Origin of the sequence: Kitasatospora sp. NPDC001309, assembly GCF_042896295.1 — a bacterium.
Taxonomy (GTDB): domain Bacteria; phylum Actinomycetota; class Actinomycetes; order Streptomycetales; family Streptomycetaceae; genus Kitasatospora.
In genome coordinates this window covers 1-17,409 of the sequence record NZ_JBIAXC010000040.1, presented here as the reverse complement: position 1 = coordinate 17,409, position 17,409 = coordinate 1, and the positions used below count along the sequence as shown (strand labels likewise).

The following is a 17,409-nucleotide window of genomic DNA, read 5'->3' as shown; positions in this document are numbered from 1 at the left end:
ACGGCGGAATATTCATCAATTGCCCGATTTGACCGGTGCGGCCCGGACCGCCCTCACCACCGGCCGATCGGCACCCAGGGGAGACCATGACCAGCATCTCGCGCAGGACGGTGCTCAGTGCGACCGCCGCGACCGCGGCCCTCGGCGCGGTCTCGGCCTGTTCCAGCGGCGGATCCGGTTCGGGGCAGAACTCCAGCTCACCTTCCTCCGGCGGCAACGCCGACGCCGGCCAGAGCGGCACCACCGACCCGACCCAGGCGGTGGTGCCCAAGGGCGCCCCGATCGGCGACGGGTCCAACGCGGACACCGGTCCGCAGCCGAACCAGCCCAAGCCCGAGAAGCTCAAGCCGGGCGAGCGCCCGCCGCAGTTCGTGGTCTTCTCCTGGGACGGCGCGGGCGGCACCGACGACGGCCAGTTCCCCCGCTTCCTCAAGCTGGCGGAGCAGTACAAGGCCACCATGACCTTCTTCCTCTCCGGCATCTACGCCCTGCCCAAGGGCAAGTCGCAGCTGTACCACCCGCCGAAGCACGCGGTCGGCGCCTCCGACATCCCGTACCTGTCGGACGGCGCGGTCAAGAGCACCCTCAAGCTGATCAGCCAGGCCTGGCTCGCCGGGCACGAGATAGGCACCCACTTCAACGGGCACTTCTGCTCCAGCCGCCCGGACAAGAACGGGGTCAACATGTGGACCCCGGACGACTGGCAGAGCGAGATCGACCAGGCGGTCTCCTTCGTCACCCAGTGGCGGACCAACACCGGCTTCACCGACGTCGACCCGCTGCCCTTCGACTACAAGAAGGAGCTCATCGGCGGCCGCACCCCGTGCCTGGAGGGCCAGAAGGCGCTGCTGCCGACCATCGCGAAGCTGGGCTGGAAGTACGACGCGAGCTCCTCCGGCGGGCTGCAGATATGGCCGCAGAAGGTGCAGGACGGCAAGATCTGGGACTTCCCGCTCCAGTCCATACCCTTCCCCGGACACACCTTCCAGGTCCTGTCGATGGACTACAACATCCTGGCCAACCAGTCCAGCGGCAGCACCAAGGGCGACCCGTCCAAGTACAACGACTGGCGCACCCAGGCGACCAACTCCTACCTGGCCGGGTTCGACCGCGCCTACAACAGCAACCGCGCGCCGTTCTTCGTCGGCAACCACTTCGAGCAGTGGAACGGCGGCATCTACATGGACGCCGTCGAGGAGGCCCTCAAGTCGATCGCGGGCAAGCCCGACGTCCGGCTGGTCTCCTTCAAGCAGCTGGTCGAATGGCTGGAGGTGCAGGACCAGTCGACCCTGCGCAAGCTGCGCACCCTCAACGTCGGCCAGGCGCCGTCCGGCGGCTGGGAGAGCTTCCTCGGCGCGGCGGGCTGACGGGCCGGGCCGGGCCGGACCCGGGCGGCAGGACCTCCCTCCGGGCCTAGGGCCTGTCCGGCGGATCTTGGCAGATCAGCGCGCGGCGTTGGGCGCCCGGCTGGGCGTGCGCCCGAGTCGGCCTCGTACTGGACGTACTTGGGCGATTCGGGCGTGCGTCCAGGCGGGATGCCCGGCGTCGCGCGCCTGGCAAGATCCGCCGGACAGGCCCTAGCCGGCCGCGGGGACGTCCGCGAGCAGCTTGCGGGCGATGAGCCCGGCCCCGGCCCCGCCCCAGAGGATCGAGTAGTGGTTGGTGTCCGGCACGGGCGAGGCCGGCACCCGTTCCCGGTCCAGCCCGGACAGTCCGATCCGCTGCCGGTCGTAGAGGCCCTGCGGCTCGTCGAGCAGGCCGCGTTCCGCCCAGAGCAGTTCGGCCGGGCAGGGCAGCCGGTGCACGGCCCCGGCCGCCTCGCCGTCCAGCAGGACCTGGGCGCCGTCGGTCTGTACGGCCTCCAGGACGCAGGAGGAGCGCAGTTCGGGCTCGGCGCCGACCAGGTCGCGCTGGGTGTAGGCATCGACGCCGTCGGACCAGCCGCCGCCGAAGGCCGGGTGGCGCTGCCAGAACTCCCGGTAGGCGGCGCGGTCCGGGAAGGTCATCGACAGCCGGGCCAACGCGGGGCCGAGCACCCCGGCCAGGGCGTCCTCCTCGCGGACGCCCTCGGGGAGCGGGAAGCTCAGCGCACCGTCCACCAGCAGGACCCGGCGGACGAGTCCGGGGTGCCGGACGGCGGCCAGGGCGGTGACCCAGGCGCCCATCGAGTGGCCGACCACCGTGACGGGTCCGGCGCCGAGGCCGGTGATCAGCGCGGCCACGTCGTCGGCGTGCCGGGCCAGCCCGTACGGTCCGGCGACCGACCGGCTGGCGCCGCGCCCCCGCAGGTCGGGCGCGAGCAGGGTGACCCGCCCGGCGAGCCGGCGGGCGACCTCGTACCAGGCGAGGCCGTTGGCGGTGATCCCGTGCACCGCCACGACCGTCGGGGCCCCCGGCCGGTCGGCGGGCCAGCGCAGGACGGCCAGGTCCCCGCCGGGTACGGGGACGGTCGACTCCTCGGGCTGCAAGGGGAACTGGCTCACGCGGGAGTACCTCCGGTGGGGCGGGCCGGGCGCCCGCAGGGTGGATGTCGGAACCGTAGGTGTGCGGTGGGACCGGCGACATGTGGCCGGGCGACGCAGCGACGCACCCCGCTGTGGCTCCGGTCGACATACCGCGGGCCCGCCGCCGTCCCCCGGGTGGCCCGGCCCGGCCTCCGCACCCGGGCGGACCGCACCTGGGACGACAACTCCTCTCGGCGGTCCGGCCGTTCGCATACCCGCTGTGGCACCGTCCACTCACCGTCGTGCCGAATTCCCCCGCATTAGCACCATCGCGAGCCACCGTGGCCGGGAATCGTGGCATCTTGACGCCTGAGCAGCGATCGTCGTGTGGAACTGTTGCGATCGGCGTTACGCTCCAGGAGAGTTGAGCAAGCCACGGATCCCGTCACGCCCGGTGGGGAAGCTGGACGGTGCGCCGGGATCCCGCATTCGAAGCCGTCGTGCCGGCCCGCAACCGATCCGGTCGCACACACTCCACGTATCGGGTTCCCGGTACGGGATTCCCGGTATCGCGTTCTGCCCGGGCGGCTCCGGGGCGAGGCGAGCGCCGCCGAGCACAGCAAGCCGCAGAACTCCGGGGGGAGCACGTCATGACCGACCCGTCCACGCGACGGAGGGGTGCCGGAACGGCCCGCGAGGACCGATCGGGCCGAAGCCGCCGCCGGGGCGCGGGGCAGCTCGACGAGGCCGCGCTGCGCACCGAGCCGGTGCCCGAAGCCCCTTACGACTACGGCCATTTCAGCCGTCTGGCGGGCCCGGCCGTCGATCCGGACGAGGACCGGGAGCTCGGTGGCGGCGTGTACCGGCCGGAGCCGGACGGTGCGCGGGCGTCCGCAGCCGCGCAGCCGGGTACGGACGAGGGCGCGCGGCCGGATACCCCGTACCGGGTCCAGTACCGGAGCCTGCTGCGGCACGATCCGCACCGGTTACGGGCCGCCCTGCTGCTGGTGGCGGCCCCGCTGGTGGAGGTGGTCCTGCTGGTCTGGCTGCTGCTGCCGGAGCACTGGCCGGAACGCCCGGACGAGACCGATGTCCTGGTGCTGCTCGGGGACAAGGTGATGATCGGCATCATCGCGGTGGTCGAGCTGTTCCGGCTGGTCAACGTGGTGTCCAACACCCACGCCACCCTGGTGGCCCGGGACCCGATACCGGTGACGCCGGAGTCCGGCACCCGGGTCGCGTTCCTCACCACCTGCGTGCCCGGCAAGGAGCCGCCGGAGATGGTGCGGACCACGCTGGTGGCGGCGCGCGACGTCCGGCACGAAGGACCGTACGACGTCTGGCTGTTGGACGAGGGAAACGATCCTGCAATGCGCGCCCTCTGCACCGAGCTGGGCGTCCACCACTTCACCCGTTCCGGCCGGCCGCACTGGAACCGGCCGAAGGGGCGGTTCCGCGCCCGGTCGAAGCACGGCAACTACAACGCCTGGCTCCAGGCCCACGGCGACGACTACGACTTCTGGGTGTCCGTCGACACCGACCACGTGCCGCTGCCCGACTTCTGCGAGCGCATGCTCGGCTACTTCCGCGATCCGGACGTGGCATTCGTGGTCGGACCTCAGGTGTACGGGAACTACCGCAGCTCGGGTTCGGCCGTCACCAAATTCTCCGAGAGCCAGCAGTACCTCTTCCACGCACTCATCCAGCGCGCCGGAAACCGTTACGGCGCACCGATGTTCGTCGGCACCAACAACGCCGTCCGAATCCACGCGCTCCGGTCGATCGGCGGGTTGTACGACTCCGTCACGGAGGACATGGCGACCGGTCTGGAGTTCCACCGCAACCGGAACCCGGAGACCGGGGAGAACTGGAAGTCCGTGTACACCCCGGACGTCCTCGCCGTCGGCGAGGGCCCGTCCTCCTGGACCGACTTCTTCTCCCAGCAACTGCGCTGGAGCCGCGGCACCTACGAGACCCTGCTCACCCAGTACTGGCGGGTGCTCTGGCGGCTGTCGCCCGGCCGGCTGCTCAACTACACGCTGATGGTGGGCTTCTACCCGATGGCGGCGCTCACCTGGCTGCTCGGCGGGGTGTCCAGCGTGCTCTACCTGGGCTTCGGCGCCTCCGGCGTGCACGTCTCCTCGGAGCTCTGGATGATGCTCTACAGCGACGCCGCCGCGCTCCAACTCCTGCTCTACACCTGGAACCGCAAGCACAACGTGAGCCCGCACGAGCCGGCCGGATCCTCCGGGGTCGCGGGCATGGTGATGTCGGCACTCTGCGGCCCGGTGTACGCGGCCTCGCTGCTCCAGACGCTGGTGCGCCGCCGCGGCGGCTTCGTGGTGACGCCCAAGGGCCGGGAGGCCAGCGCCGACCGGCTCGGCACCTTCCGCTACCACCTGTTCTGGGCGGTGGTGTTCGGCGGCGCCGTCGCCGCGTCCTTCCACACCGGCTACGACCACGTGGCGATGCGCACCTGGGCCTGCATCGCCCTGGGGCTGACCGTACTGCCGCTGCTGATCTCGGCGGGCGACGCCGTCCGCCGGCTGCGCACCCGTCCCACCGCCACCCTGACCGTGACCGGCGACCCGACGGCGGCCCCCAAGGTCCTGCTGGAGAAGCGCCGCCCGCGCCACGCCCTCGGCCGCACCGGACCGGCGGCAGCAGCAGGGGCAGGGGCAGGGGCAGCGGCACCGGCGCCACCCCGGCCCGACGCGCTCGACAGCCCGACCCTCACCCTCCGAGCGCCCGCGCCCGACGCCCCGACGGTCACGCTCCGCCTCGTCCGGCCCGACGATCCGGCGCCCGACCGCGTCGAGAGGGCCGACCACGTCGAGAGCCCCGAGAGCGCCGAGAGCGCCGAGAGCACACCCACCCGCTGAGCCGCCCCGCCCCCGACCCGCCCGCCTCCTGAGGGGACCACCCACCGTGAAGATCCACAAGACCGGCCGCACCAAGCGCTTCGCCCTCGGCAGCACCGTCGCGCTGACCGTCGCCGGGATGAACGCCCCGGCCGTCCTCGGCTTCGCCGGCGACCAGTACCACCAGTACGTGATCAACCGCCCCGAGTACAAGGCGCAGTACGGCCACTGGCAGACCCTGTCGCTGCCCGCCGCGTTCCGGGTCAACGCCGTCCACGCCACCCTGCTGCGCACCGGCAAGGTGCTGATCGTGGCCGGTTCCGGCAACGACGAGAAGCAGTTCAACGCGGGCACCTTCAAGAGCCTGCTCTGGGATCCGGCGAAGAACAGCTACAAGCTGATACCCACCCCCGCCGACATGTTCTGCGGCGGCCACGCCTCCCTCCCGGACGGCCGGGTGCTGGTGGCCGGCGGCACCCAGCGGTACGAGAAGCTGGACGGCGCGGTGAAGAAGGCGGCAGGCGTGATGCGGGTGCGCAACGAGAGCCCGGAGCGCGACCGCACCTTCCCCAAGGGCACCGTGTTCGTCGCCCCGAACGGCCGGGAGTACGCCAGCACCGTCCAGGTGACCGTCCCCGCCGCGACCAAGACCGGCGCCGGGAAGCAGACCGTCGTCACGGCCGGCGAGCAGCACGTGTTCGTCGAGGCGGTCGGCGAGGGCCGGGACTACGTGAGCGACTCCCCCGCCCAGTACCGGATCAAGGGGCTGACCGGCGTCGACGCCCACAACCTGTACGGGCAGAGCGAGAAGCTGACCCTGGACAAGCAGGACTACCAGGGCATCCGCTCCGCCTTCGAGTTCAACCCGGACACCGAGCTCTACGAGCAGGTCACCGACATGGCGCACGCCCGCTGGTACCCGACCCTGACCGGGCTGGGCGACGGCCGGGTGGTCACCGTCTCCGGCCTGGACGACACCGGGCTGATCCTCAACGGCAACGACAACGAGGTCTACGACCCCAAGTCCAGGACCTGGGCCAAGGCCCCCGACCGCTACTTCCCGACCTACCCGTCGATCTTCCTGACCGCGAGCGGCAAGCTCTTCTACTCCGGTTCCAACGCGGGCTACGGCCCCGCCGACAAGGGCCGCGAGCCGGGCCTCTGGGACCTCTCGACCAACGGCTTCCGGCCCGTCCCCGGCCTGCGCGACCCGAACCTGACCGAGACCTCCGCCTCGGTGCTGCTGCCGCCCGCGCAGGCCCAGAAGGTCATGGTGCTGGGCGGCGGCGGGGTGGGCGAGTCCCCGCTGTCCACGGCCCGCACGGACATCGTCGACCTGTCCGCGCCCGAGCCCGCCTTCGTCCCGGGCCCGGACCTGCCGGCCGGCGGGACCCGCTACCTCAACAGCGTGGTCCTCCCGGACGACACCGTGTTCACCACCGGCGGCTCCAGCGGCTACCGCGGCCGGGGCGACAGCGACCTGCTCAAGGCCCAGGTGTACCACCCGGATTCCCGGACGTTCAGCACCGCCGCCGAGCCCACCGTCGGCCGCGACTACCACTCCGAGGCGCTGCTGCTGCCGGACGGCCGGGTCGCCGTCCTGGGCTCCAACCCGCTGTTCGCCGACAAGGCCGAGACCCAGCCCGGCGGCTTCGAGCAGCGCATCGAGATCTACACCCCGCCGTACCTGTACCACGGCGACCGCCCCGAGGTGACGGCCGCGCCCGCGGCGGCGAAGCTCGGCGGCACCGTCCGGATCGGCACCGCCCGGCCGGACGCGGTGACCACCGCCAAGCTGATCCGGCCCAGTTCGGTGACCCACGTGACCGACGTCGAGCAGCGCTCGGTCGCGCTGGACATCACCGGACGCACCGCCGACGGGCTCTCGCTCACCCTCCCGGGCAACCCGAACCTGCTGCCGCCCGGCTGGTACATGCTGTTCCTGACGGACGCGGCCGGCACCCCGTCGGTCGCCCGCTGGGTCCAGGTCGGCGGCTGAGCGGACAGCCCGCGCCGGGCGCCGCCGGACCGGGCCGGGCGCGCGGCTCCGCTCAGCGCGCCGCCTGCGCCAGCCCGAGCGCGTACGGCAGCCAGAACTCGCCCGCCCGGGGCTCGCCGCGGCCGCACTCGCCGTCCGACTCCCCCGGGTTCTTGATCCACAGGTAGGCGTCGACCCCGGGCCGCCCGGTCTCGGTGGTCGGCGCCTCGCCGAGGGCCCGGCCGGGCGGGTTGCACCAGGACTCGGCGCCCGCCGAGCCGTTGCCGCTGCGGCTGGTGTCGATGACGAAGTGCTTGCCGCCGAGGGCGGCGGAGAGCCGGTTGCCGTAGTCCGCGTTCCGGTCGGTCGGGTAGAAGTTGGCGACGTTGACGGCGAAGCCGTCCGCCGCCGCGATGCCGGACTTGCGCAGCGCCGCGGCCATCTCGTCCGGGTCCTGGGCCCAGCCCGGGTTGCCCGCGTCCAGGTAGACCCGGACGTTCGGACGCTTCTTCAACTCCTGCACGGCGAAGGCCAGCAGGCCGTACCGCTCGGCGGCCAGGTCGCCCTTGATCCCGCAGGTGTCCAGGGTGTGGGCGACGGCGTCCGGCTCCAGCACCACCCAGGCCTTGCGGTCGCCGAGGGCCCCGGCGACGCCGGTGATCCAGGAACGGTACGCGGCCGCGTCGGCGGCGCCGCCGGCCGAGTACTGGCCGCAGTCCCGGTGCGGGATGTCGTACGCGACGAAGACGGCCGTCCGGCCCGCCTCGGTGGCCCGGCGGCTCACCTGGTCGGCGATCTCCCGGGCGCTCTGTTCACCGAGCCACTGGGAGGAGGGCTGGGCGGCGATCCGCAGCAGGGTGTCGGCCTCGGCCGCACGGCCCTGGCCGCGCAGCGCCGCGACCTGCTGGGCGGCGTTGGTGCGGTCGGAGACGTAGAAGGCCTGCCCGGGAAGCTGGTTGAGGCCCGTGGCGCCGGCCGCCGGAGTCCCGGCGGAGCCTCCGGGGGCCCCGGGCGCTCCGGATGCCCCGGACACCGCGGAGGCTCCGGGTCCGTTCACCCCGCCCCCGCTACCGCACCCGGCGACCGCCAGCAGCGCCAGACCCGCCGCCAGCCCGACCCACCGCATCGTTCCTGCCCGTCCCACCCCGCGCACGTACCGCCCCTCCGAGCCGACTCCCACCCCCGTCGAACCGGTCCGGCGACCGGTCGCCACCAGCTAAGCACACCCGGCCCCGGCCGACGGCCGCCACCGGTGAACGACAAATGGCCGTGGGCGGACGGGAATCCGAACCCCGCCCGGCCACGGCCGCCTACGGCACGATCGTGCGTCAGCCCTGCTTGAGGTTCGGCACCCGCCAGTCGATCGGCTCGCCGCCGAAGCCGTCCAGCGCCGAGTCGATCTGCGAGAACGGGCGGCTGCCGAAGAACAGCTTGGCGGACAGCGGCGACGGGTGCGCGCCCTGGACCACCACGTGCTTCTCGGTGTCGATCAGCGGCAGCTTCTTCTTGGCGTAGTTGCCCCACAGCACGAAGACCACCGGCTCCTCGCGCTCGCTCACCGCCTTGATCACCGCGTCGGTGAACTTCTCCCAGCCCTTCGCCTTGTGCGAGTTGGCCTCGTGGGCGCGGACCGTGAGCACCGCGTTGAGCAGCAGCACGCCCTGCTCGGCCCAGTGCATCAGGTAGCCGTTGTCGGGGGCCGGGATGCCGAGGTCGGCGTCCAGCTCCTTGAAGATGTTGCGCAGCGAGGGCGGCGTCTTCGTCCCGGGCAGCACCGAGAAGCTCATGCCGTGGGCCTGGCCGTTGTCGTGGTACGGGTCCTGGCCGAGGACCAGCACCCGGACCTTCTCGTACGGAGTGGCCTGCAGCGCGGCGAACTCCTGGCCGCTCGGCGGGAACACCTCGTGCTCCGCGCGCTGGGCCGCCACGAAGGCCGCCAGCTCCGCGAAGTACGGCTTCTCCGTCTCGGCACCGAGCACCGCGCGCCAGGACTCGGGCAGCTCCAGCCCGCCGCCCTCGCCGGCCTCGACCACGCCCGCCTCGACCGTGTCCGTCACGACATCTACCTCCCACACCGCGGCTGCTGCGCCGCCCGCCCTCTTACACCCCGAACGCTACACAGCCCCACCGACAACTCACTCCACGGGCGCCGGGGCGGACACCGTCGCGGCGGCCGAACCCGAAGCAGTGGCCGGGTCCGAGGGGGAGGCCGGGTCCGAGGGGGAGACCGGGGCCGCAGCGCCGCCCGCGGCCGCCCGCCCCACCCGCACGTGCTCCACCCCGTTGAGCGCCACCAGCAGCACGGCCAGCACCACCAGCACCACCAGGGCCGGCAGCCGCACCATCGCGGGCAGCAGCCCCAGCACCACCACCGCCGCGACGATCCGGGTGGTCGAGACCAGCCGGAACATCATCCAGCGGGTGTACCCGAAGGTCAGCAGGTACAGCCCGCAGCCGCCGTAGAGCAGCCCCACCGGTCCGGCGCCGAGCGCCCGCCACGGGTCCGCGACCGTCTCCGCGAAGCCGACCGCGACCCCGATCACCCCGGCCGCCAGGGCCAGGTGCCCGTACTGGAAGACCCGCCGGATCACGTCCCGCCGGGAGTCGGCGACCTCCACGGCGTGCCGCATCGCGTCCGCCGCGAACACGAAGTACTGCCACCACAGCCCGGCCGAGATGGTGAACGCGGCTGCCACGGCGGCCAGTTCGGCAGCGTCCAGCCGGGCTGCGGCGGCCGAGCCGCCGATCCCGACCACCGATTCGCCGAGCGCCACCAGCAGGAACAGCGCGAACCGCTCCGGCATGTGCGACGGGTGGTAGGCCACCTTGGCGAGCCGCCGCCGGAACACCAGCGGTGCGGCCAGGTCGCAGAGCGCGGCCGCCGCCCACAGCACCAGCCGCGGCCCGTCCGGCAGCAGCCCGCCGGCCAGCAGCAGCGGTCCGCTGACCAGCACGCCCGCCCCGTACGGACCGCGCCACACCCCCGGGACGCGCACCAGCAGGAGCAGCAGCACCACCCGGGCCAGCCAGTACGCGGCGCCCAGCAGCACGCCCCGGCCGCCGTACGCGCCCGGGACGGCGAGCGCCATGAACAGGCCGGCCAGTCCGACCAGCAGGATGCCCAGGCGGTCGCGCGGGTTGTCCACGTCGCGGATGTTGGCCTGCACGGTGGTGCCGACCCAGCACCAGTACACCGGCACGAACACCACCAGGGCCCGGACCAGACCGGTCAGGTCGTGCTGGTGGTGCAGCAGTCCGGAGACCTGGGTGATCGCGAAGACGAAGACCAGGTCGAAGTACAGCTCCGCCCAGGTGACCCGCTTCTCCCGCTCCTCCCCGGCCTCGAACTCCCCGGCTGTACCCCCGGCCGTGCCCCCGGCCGTCGTTTCCCCCGCCGTGCTCATCCGCCCGGTCCTCCCCACGCGTACGGAACGAGCCCCGCCCCGGCGCGCGGCCGGGGCGGGGCTCGCGACTGCACCGCAGAGGTTAGACCAGCTCGACCAGGTCCGCGATCGACGTGACCACCCGGGTCGGCCGGTACGGGAAGCGCTCCACGTCGCCGGCGGAGGTCAGGCCGGTGAGCACCAGGATGGTCTCCATGCCGGCCTCCATGCCCGCGACGATGTCGGTGTCCATCCGGTCGCCGATCATCACGGCGGTCTCCGAGTGGGCGCCGGCGGTGTTGAGCGCCTCGCGCATCATCAGCGGGTTGGGCTTGCCGACGAAGTACGGGTCCACGCCGGTGGCCTTGGTGATCAGGGCCGCGACCGAGCCGGTGGCCGGCAGCACGCCCTCGGTGGAGGGGCCGGTCTCGTCCGGGTTGGTGCAGATGAACCGGGCGCCCGCGTTGATCAGGCGGATCGCCTTGGTCAGCGCCTCGAAGGAGTAGGTCCGGGTCTCGCCGAGCACGACGTAGTCCGGGTTGTTGTCGGTCAGCACGTACCCGGCCTGGTAGAGCGCCGTGGTGAGGCCGGCCTCACCGATCACGTACGCGGTGCCGTTCGGGCGCTGGCTCTTGAGGAACTTGGCGGTGGCCAGGGCCGAGGTCCAGATGCACTCCTCCGGCACCTCCAGGCCCATCCCGGCCAGCCGGGCGCTCAGGTCGCGCGGGGTGTAGATGGAGTTGTTGGTGAGGACGAGGAAGGGCTTGCCGGACTCCCGCAGCCGGCGGAGGAACTCCTCCGCCCCGGGGATCGGCGTGCCCTCGTGGATGAGGACACCGTCCATGTCGGTCAGCCAGGACTCGATGGGCTTGCGGTCTGCCACGTGCGTGTCTCCCGGAATGTTGCAAGTCTTGCGGTGGGGCCCTGACGCGCCACAGCCTAATCCGCACGGATGGCAGGGGACAGAACGTCCCGTCCAACGGGACGCGACGGCCGACGGACGGGCAGCGGGAGCAGCGGGGAGCAGCGGGGAACCGGGAAACCGGGAGCAAAGGGGCACCCCGTGATTGAGTGGGCCGTATGAACCCGCTGACCGCCCCCCGCCCCCTCCGCGTCGGCCTGATCGGCTACGGCCTGGCCGGCTCCGCCTTCCACGCCCCGCTCATCGCCACCACGCCCGGGCTGCGGCTGGACGCCGTGGTCACCGCCAACCCGGAGCGCCGGGAGCAGCTGCGCCGCGAGCACCCGGACGCCCGCGCCGTCGACACCCCCGAGCAGCTGCTCGCCGACCCGGACGCGCTGGACCTGGTGGTCGTCGCCTCGCCCAACCGCACCCACGCCCCGCTGGCCCGCGCCGCCCTGCGGGCCGGCCTGGCCACCGTGGTGGACAAGCCGCTGGCCGGCACCGCCGCGGAGGCGCTGGAGCTGTGCCGGCTGGCCGAGGAGCGGGGCGTCCTGCTGTCGGTGTTCCAGAACCGGCGCTGGGACGGCGACTTCCTCACCGCGAGCCGACTGGTGCGCGGCGGCGCGCTCGGCCGGGTGCACCGCTTCGAGTCCCGGTTCGAGCGGTTCCGCCCGAAGCCCAAGCCGGGCTGGCGCGAGCTCGCCGACCCGGCCGAGGTCGGCGGCACCCTGTACGACCTGGGCAGTCACCTGGTCGACCAGGCGCTCACCCTGTTCGGGCCGGTCGAGACGGTCTACGCGGAGATCGACGTGCGGCGGGACGGCGCGGTGGTGGACGACGACGCCTTCGTCGCCCTGACCCACGCCTGCGGCACCCGCTCGCACCTGTGGACCAGCGCCATCACCCCGCTGATCGGCCCCCGGCTGCGGGTGCTCGGCGACACCGCCGGGTACGTCAAGCACGGCATGGACCCGCAGGAGGCCGACCTGCGGTCGGGCCGCCGCCCGGACGGCACCCACCCGTGGGGCGCCGACCTGCCCGAGCACCACGGCACCCTGGGCAGCGACGGGTCCGAGATCTCCCTGCCCACCGACCCGGGCGACTACCCCGCCTTCTACGCCGGCATCGCCGCCGCCCTGGCCACCCCCGGCACCCCGCCCCCGGTCGACCCGCGCGACGCGGTGGCCACCCTCACCGTCCTGGAGGCCGCCCGCACCTCCGCGGCCACCGGCCGCACGATCCGGCTGGGTTGACCACCTCCCGGCGGCGGCGGGCGCGGCGGGCGCGGCGGATGCGGCGGATGCGGCAGGCCGAGGCCGTGGCGGCCTCGGCCGCCCTCACACCCCGATGACCTCCACCGCCGAGCCCAGCCCCCGGAAGTCCGCCACGTTGCGGGTGTACAGCGGCAGCCCGTGGGCGGAGGCGACGGCGGCGATCATCAGGTCGATCCGGCGCGGGCGCGGCTGCCGTCCGGCGGCGATGGTCAGGGTGACGAGGGTCCCGTAGCGGGCGGCGGCGGCCGCGTCGAAGGGCAGCGGGTCGAAGTCGGCCATCGCCGCGCCGAGCACCTCCAGCCGGGCCGCCCGGCTGATCGGGTCGCGGGCCATCGAGACGCCCTGCTGGAGTTCGGCGAAGGTGATCGCGGTCAGCTCCGGCACGGCGGGCAGGTCCCCGGGGCTGAGCAGCGCCAGGTCGATGTACACACAGGTGTCGAGCACCCCGGCGGGCCGCCGCCGGGACGCCCTCCGGCGCTCAGCCACGCCGCCGCTCGAACGGGTCGTCGCCCTCGTCCCCGACGAGCTCCTCGGGCCCGAAGTACTCCTCGGCCTCCTTGCGCATCTCCTGGTAGTCCACCCGCGGCAACTTCACGTGCCGCGCCACCAGCTCCTCCGCCGTGAGCCGCCGCCGCCCGGACACCGGCCGCAGCTCCGCGACCTCGACCCCGTTCCTGGTGATGTGGAAGGTCTCACCGGCCTCCACCGCGTCCATCACCGCGGCGGAGTTGTTCCGGAACTCCCGCTGGGTAATCGTCCTCATGTCTTCCACGGTAGCCCCGCGTAGCACCGACGGCTACACCCCGCGCGTTCACGGATTCACGCCTCGCCGCCCCGGTCGATCGGCTACGTTCGAATACCGATCGAGCACGCAGAGGGGGGCTCCCCGTCATGACCGGCACCGACGAGAAGGACCAGAACCCCTGGCTTTACGGCCAGGACGCTCCACCGGCGACCGTCCTGCCCCGCCCCACCGGTCCGTGGGCGGGCACCGTCGGCGCGGGCGCCCCCGTCCTCGTACAGCCGGGTGTGCTCCAGCAGACCGCCGGTGAAGCGCGGCGGCTACGTGGCGAGCTCAAGTCCTCCGTCACCCGCGTCGAACCGGACACGGCGGCGGCCGTCCAGGCCTTGGCCGAGGGGTGGGCCAGCGGGCCGGCCCTGTCCCAGGCGCTCACCTGGTGGAAGGCCCGCTGGACCAGCCTCGACAACCGGCTCGGCCTGACGGCCGACCGTCTGGACGCCACGGCACGCAGCTACCACGCCACCGACTCCTCCACCGCCACCGCCTTCAAGGGGCCGTGAACCATGGTGTCCTTCACCCAGCTCCGCTCGGCGTCCTTCGAGTCGCTCGACCACGCGGGCGACACCTGGACCGGCCTCTCCGGTCATCTGGAGCACCTCGCCGGCCAGGTCCGCTCGGGAGTCCTGCACCCGCTGACGGGTGGGAGCGGCGGGCCCTACGCCCAACCGTCCGACAGCCGGCCCTGGACCGGTGCGGCGGCCGACGAAGCGACCCGGGAAATCGGTTTCCTGGCCGACGAGTTGGCGGCCTTCCACTTCGAGGCCCTGGCTGTCTCCGCGGCTCTGCACCGCGCCGGCAGGAGCTTCGCCGAAGCCAGGAAGAAGCTGCTCCGCGCGATCGGCGACGCGGAGGCCCTGGGCGCGACCGTGGCCGCCGACGGCTCGGTCACGCTGCCCGCTCTCTCCCGCGAGGAGCGGAACGACCCCGAGACGGTGGCGTACCAGAAGCGGAAGTGGGACGAAGTCCAGCAGTACGTGCAGGTCATGACCGCGGCCGTGACGGCGGCCACCGAGGCAGACGGTGCCGTGGCCGCCGCCCTGCGCGCGCTCGACCCGGAGGAGGTCGACCCGGCGACGCATCCCGGCGGGCTCGGCAACGCCCGGGGGGACCTGGAGACGGCTGCGGGCATGCCGAGCAACCCCGGCGACCTGAAGGCGTGGTGGGCAGCCCTCGACCCCGCCGTACGGGCCGGGCTGCTCGCCTCCGACTCACCGAAGCTGGTCGGGGCGGGGATCCTGGGCCCGACCGACTACGAGTGGTCGAAAGCGGACGAAGGCGCCGGGCCGTGGAAGGTCCGGGAGCCGGGCCTGCACGAGCAGAACGTCCGGGCGACGGCCCTCGCCCTCGTCGCCGGCGGCTCACTCGTCGGCTACCCGGATGCCTCCGTCAACATGGCGCACTACCTGGACGGCACCGGCACGCCCCTCACCGTGGATGTCGACCGCATGCTCGGCGACGACGCCGGCTTCAAGGCGGACGCGGGCGTCCAACTGGCCGCCAACACGGCCCAGTGGCGGCAGGCCGCGTTGGACGCGTTCGAGAAGTCGGGAGGGGCTCCGGTCTCGGTCCCCGTGGAGAGCCCGGTCGCCCACCGCACGTTCGGTGACCGCAACTGGTACCTGGCGGTCGGGAGTCATCCGTACCTCACGTCCGGGGTGGTGACGGCCGTCCCGGGGCCGGACGGGAAGCCCCGGGTCTCCCTGCAGTACCAGGTCAATGTCTGGGACCGTTACAACTGGGACCCGGGCAAGAGCACGCCGATCGCCGGTACGGTCGTCACGGACGCCGACATGGCGAGCCTGCACCGGACCGGGCTGGCCAAGGAGTACGACATCGTCGGCAGGACCCGGCCGGTCACCGTCCGGCTCGACGACGGGGAGGGCGGTCCCGTGAGCGGCACCGACTTCCAGGGGGCCGGGGGGCCGCGCGGGGCGAGGCCGTGAGGCGGGGACGGTGAGGCGACGGCAAGGACGGACGCTCCTTCTGGGTGTCCTGCTCCCGTTGGTTCTGGTGGTGGGCGCGGTGGGGGGCCTGTACTGGTTGCGGGAGTGGGACCGGAATCCGGCGGCGGACGGTGGACGGCCCGGGGCGTGGATGGCGGTCACGGCGGAGCGGGTCACGGAGTTCGCACGGGTGCAGCCGCCGGCGTCGGCGGGTGAGCTGCGGTGGGCGTACCGGCAGGGGTTCCAGGACGACTCGGCGTTCCTGTCCTTCCGGCTGCCTCCGGGAGAGGAATGGGGGTTCCTGAACGGGCTGGGGATCCCGGTGAGTCCGGGCGCCGGGACAGACCTCGGGACCGGTGTGTCGGAGGGGTTCCGTCAGGCGGGGGCGCCGGACCCGAAGGCGGCGGGGGCGTTGCGCCACGGTTCCGTCGTCGCCGGGCCGCTGCCCGGTCACGGCAAGCGCCTCGCGGAGTCGGTCTGGCTGACGGTGGAGGCGGACGGCGCGACGCGGGTGTGGGTGCACGCGGTGGATGCTCCGTGAGGAATTCCCCTGTACCGCGGGGACCCGGGAGGTCGTAGGATCGTCGTGCTGAACGTCCGGAGCCGGGAAGACATCGAGAGGGGGCCCACCGTGGAGTTCGTCGCGATGGTGCTGGGCCTGCTCCGGGTGTTGACCGGGCAGTTGGTGACCGAGGGCGGCGGGCTCGCGTCCGTCGCCGCCGTGGCGGCGATGGTCCTGGTGGCCGGGGCGGTCGCGGGGGCCCTCGCCGGGGCGCGGTTGTTGGGGGCACGGGCCCCGGCCGCGGTGCGCAGCGGGGTGCTGCGACGCCGGGCGTTCCGTACGGCGTTCCTTCCGCAGCGTGATCCGGACGCCCGGGGCAGGCGACGCCCCAGGGCGCCGGGAGCGGCCCCGGCGGCCGCGTAGTCCCGCAGTTCTCCCGTACGGTGCCCGCGTTTCCGCGGCTGCCCGTACCTTCTTCGCGGCCGTCCTCCGCCGATCACTCATGTTCTGAGACCCCGGAGGGCTCGCTTCACCATGTCCGTCCTGTCTGTTCTCGACCCGGCCGTCACCGTCGCCCACGCCGCGGTCGCCACCCTCGCCCACGCCCTGCCGACGGCACTGGCGATCGTCCTGTTCGTGCTCGCCGTGCGGCTCTGCCTGCACCCGCTGGCGCGGGCGGCGGCGCGCGGGGAGAAGGCCCGCTCGAAGCTAGCGCCGAAGGTCGCCGCGCTGAACGCGAAGCACAAGAAGAACCCGGAGAAGGCGCGCGAGGCGCTCGCGGAGCTGTACCGGGAGGAGCAGGTCTCGCCGTTCGCGGGCTGCCTGCCGATGCTGGTGCAGATCCCGTTCTTCTCGGTGATGTACCGGCTCTTCACCACCCCGAACGACCTGCTGGACCACACCCTGTTCGGGGTGCCGCTGGGCCTGCACGTCGGGAACGCGCAGGGCGCCGGACAGTTCGCGGTGTTCGGCCTGCTGTACGCCGGGCTGGCGGCGGTCGGGTACGTCAACTACCGCCGGGCCCGGCGCGCGGCGGCCGCGCAGACCACCCCGCAGCCGGGGGCGGCGCTGCTGCCGTACCTGTCCTTCGCGTCGGTGGTCTTCGCGATGCTGGTGCCGGTGGCCGCCGCGCTCTACCTGCTCACCACCAGCGTGTGGTCGGCCTCCGAGCGGGCCTGGCTGTACCGCGGCACGGGGCAGGTCCCGGCGACGGCGCTCGCGGTCTAGGGTCCGTCTTCAAACTCCCGTCGTCCGCCCGGAGGGCGGGCGGGGCGGCGTTGGGGTGCGTGCATCGCAAGGCGGAGGAGGGAGCCCAATG

At 73.1% G+C, this 17,409-nt stretch carries 16 protein-coding genes; 9 read left to right on the top strand and 7 right to left on the bottom strand.

What is annotated here, in order from left to right:
- The first annotated feature begins 86 nt into the window (after nt 1-86).
- A complete protein-coding gene (locus ACFY2K_RS32025; protein ID WP_375883278.1) occupies nt 87-1,367 on the top strand; it encodes a hypothetical protein in 1,281 nt (426 codons plus the stop codon).
- A 210-nt stretch (nt 1,368-1,577) separates the two neighbouring features.
- On the opposite strand, the gene ACFY2K_RS32020 is transcribed toward ACFY2K_RS32025, so the two are convergent.
- Nucleotides 1,578-2,483 (bottom strand): alpha/beta fold hydrolase, encoded by a 906-nt coding sequence (locus ACFY2K_RS32020; RefSeq protein WP_375883276.1) that lies wholly within the window; start codon nt 2,481-2,483, stop codon nt 1,578-1,580.
- Nucleotides 2,484-3,094: 611 nt separating this feature from the next.
- On the opposite strand from ACFY2K_RS32020, the gene ACFY2K_RS32015 reads away from it, so the two are divergent.
- Nucleotides 3,095-5,326: a glycosyltransferase family 2 protein gene (locus ACFY2K_RS32015; RefSeq protein WP_387716169.1), complete on the top strand. Its 2,232-nt coding sequence runs from the start codon at nt 3,095-3,097 to the stop codon at nt 5,324-5,326.
- Nucleotides 5,327-5,372: 46 nt separating this feature from the next.
- On the top strand, nt 5,373-7,304 hold the full coding sequence (locus ACFY2K_RS32010; protein WP_375883272.1) for a galactose oxidase-like domain-containing protein: 1,932 nt from the start codon (nt 5,373-5,375) through the stop codon (nt 7,302-7,304).
- A 52-nt stretch (nt 7,305-7,356) separates the two neighbouring features.
- Here the strand turns inward: ACFY2K_RS32010 and ACFY2K_RS32005 are convergent, their stop codons facing one another.
- The 4 genes from ACFY2K_RS32005 to ACFY2K_RS31990 all read right to left on the bottom strand — a co-directional run bounded on the left by ACFY2K_RS32005 (nt 7,357) and on the right by ACFY2K_RS31990 (nt 11,549).
- Nucleotides 7,357-8,316 carry a glycoside hydrolase family 6 protein gene (locus tag ACFY2K_RS32005; RefSeq protein ID WP_375883269.1) on the bottom strand — a complete coding sequence of 320 codons (960 nt, stop codon included), beginning with the start codon at nt 8,314-8,316 and terminating at the stop codon, nt 7,357-7,359.
- Between the two features lie 295 nt (nt 8,317-8,611).
- Nucleotides 8,612-9,340 (bottom strand): uracil-DNA glycosylase, encoded by a 729-nt coding sequence (locus ACFY2K_RS32000; RefSeq protein WP_387716166.1) that lies wholly within the window; start codon nt 9,338-9,340, stop codon nt 8,612-8,614.
- A 78-nt stretch (nt 9,341-9,418) separates the two neighbouring features.
- Complete coding sequence (locus ACFY2K_RS31995; RefSeq protein ID WP_380643523.1) at nt 9,419-10,687, bottom strand: low temperature requirement protein A; 1,269 nt, start codon at nt 10,685-10,687, stop codon at nt 9,419-9,421.
- An 82-nt stretch (nt 10,688-10,769) separates the two neighbouring features.
- Nucleotides 10,770-11,549 carry an HAD-IIA family hydrolase gene (locus ACFY2K_RS31990; protein WP_380398397.1) on the bottom strand — a complete coding sequence of 260 codons (780 nt, stop codon included), beginning with the start codon at nt 11,547-11,549 and terminating at the stop codon, nt 10,770-10,772.
- Between the two features lie 197 nt (nt 11,550-11,746).
- Between ACFY2K_RS31990 and ACFY2K_RS31985 the strand changes: the two genes are divergently transcribed.
- Complete coding sequence (locus ACFY2K_RS31985; RefSeq protein ID WP_375883258.1) at nt 11,747-12,823, top strand: Gfo/Idh/MocA family oxidoreductase; 1,077 nt, start codon at nt 11,747-11,749, stop codon at nt 12,821-12,823.
- Between the two features lie 84 nt (nt 12,824-12,907).
- Here the strand turns inward: ACFY2K_RS31985 and ACFY2K_RS31980 are convergent, their stop codons facing one another.
- Together ACFY2K_RS31980 and ACFY2K_RS31975 are read right to left on the bottom strand one after the other, a co-directional pair.
- Nucleotides 12,908-13,330 carry a type II toxin-antitoxin system VapC family toxin gene (locus ACFY2K_RS31980; protein ID WP_375883256.1) on the bottom strand — a complete coding sequence of 141 codons (423 nt, stop codon included), beginning with the start codon at nt 13,328-13,330 and terminating at the stop codon, nt 12,908-12,910.
- The gene (locus ACFY2K_RS31975; protein ID WP_360240707.1) at nt 13,323-13,607 is read right to left on the bottom strand and encodes a type II toxin-antitoxin system prevent-host-death family antitoxin; all 285 of its coding nucleotides are present in this window, start codon (nt 13,605-13,607) and stop codon (nt 13,323-13,325) included. The genes ACFY2K_RS31980 and ACFY2K_RS31975 overlap by 8 nt, the downstream gene beginning before the upstream one ends.
- 128 nt (nt 13,608-13,735) lie before the next feature.
- Here ACFY2K_RS31975 and ACFY2K_RS31970 point away from each other — a divergent pair, with 128 nt between their 5' ends.
- From ACFY2K_RS31970 to ACFY2K_RS31950, 5 genes are all read left to right on the top strand, one after another.
- Nucleotides 13,736-14,146: a WXG100 family type VII secretion target gene (locus tag ACFY2K_RS31970; protein WP_380522576.1), complete on the top strand. Its 411-nt coding sequence runs from the start codon at nt 13,736-13,738 to the stop codon at nt 14,144-14,146.
- Between the two features lie 3 nt (nt 14,147-14,149).
- Nucleotides 14,150-15,589: a hypothetical protein gene (locus tag ACFY2K_RS31965; RefSeq protein ID WP_387716162.1), complete on the top strand. Its 1,440-nt coding sequence runs from the start codon at nt 14,150-14,152 to the stop codon at nt 15,587-15,589.
- A gap of 412 nt (nt 15,590-16,001) precedes the next feature.
- Nucleotides 16,002-16,130, top strand: coding sequence for a hypothetical protein (locus ACFY2K_RS31960; RefSeq protein WP_380522574.1), 129 nt, complete (start codon nt 16,002-16,004; stop codon nt 16,128-16,130).
- 90 nt (nt 16,131-16,220) lie between these two features.
- Nucleotides 16,221-16,514, top strand: coding sequence for a DUF6412 domain-containing protein (locus ACFY2K_RS31955; RefSeq protein WP_380398388.1), 294 nt, complete (start codon nt 16,221-16,223; stop codon nt 16,512-16,514).
- 111 nt (nt 16,515-16,625) lie between these two features.
- On the top strand, nt 16,626-17,318 hold the full coding sequence (locus ACFY2K_RS31950) for a YidC/Oxa1 family membrane protein insertase (protein ID WP_380522573.1): 693 nt from the start codon (nt 16,626-16,628) through the stop codon (nt 17,316-17,318).
- The last annotated feature ends 91 nt before the right edge of the window (nt 17,319-17,409 follow it).

Excerpts from the sequence above, each read along its gene's own strand:
- ACFY2K_RS32015 (WP_387716169.1), top strand. The coding sequence starts at position 3,095 with ATGACCGACCCGTCCACGCGACGGAGGGGTGCCGGAACGGCCCGCGAG.
- ACFY2K_RS31970 (WP_380522576.1), top strand. The coding sequence starts at position 13,736 with ATGACCGGCACCGACGAGAAGGACCAGAACCCCTGGCTTTACGGCCAG.
- ACFY2K_RS31985 (WP_375883258.1), top strand. The coding sequence starts at position 11,747 with ATGAACCCGCTGACCGCCCCCCGCCCCCTCCGCGTCGGCCTGATCGGC.
- ACFY2K_RS31995 (WP_380643523.1), bottom strand. The coding sequence starts at position 10,687 with ATGAGCACGGCGGGGGAAACGACGGCCGGGGGCACGGCCGGGGGTACA.
- ACFY2K_RS31975 (WP_360240707.1), bottom strand. The coding sequence starts at position 13,607 with ATGAGGACGATTACCCAGCGGGAGTTCCGGAACAACTCCGCCGCGGTG.
- ACFY2K_RS32025 (WP_375883278.1), top strand. The coding sequence starts at position 87 with ATGACCAGCATCTCGCGCAGGACGGTGCTCAGTGCGACCGCCGCGACC.
- ACFY2K_RS31965 (WP_387716162.1), top strand. The coding sequence starts at position 14,150 with ATGGTGTCCTTCACCCAGCTCCGCTCGGCGTCCTTCGAGTCGCTCGAC.
- ACFY2K_RS31950 (WP_380522573.1), top strand. The coding sequence starts at position 16,626 with ATGTCCGTCCTGTCTGTTCTCGACCCGGCCGTCACCGTCGCCCACGCC.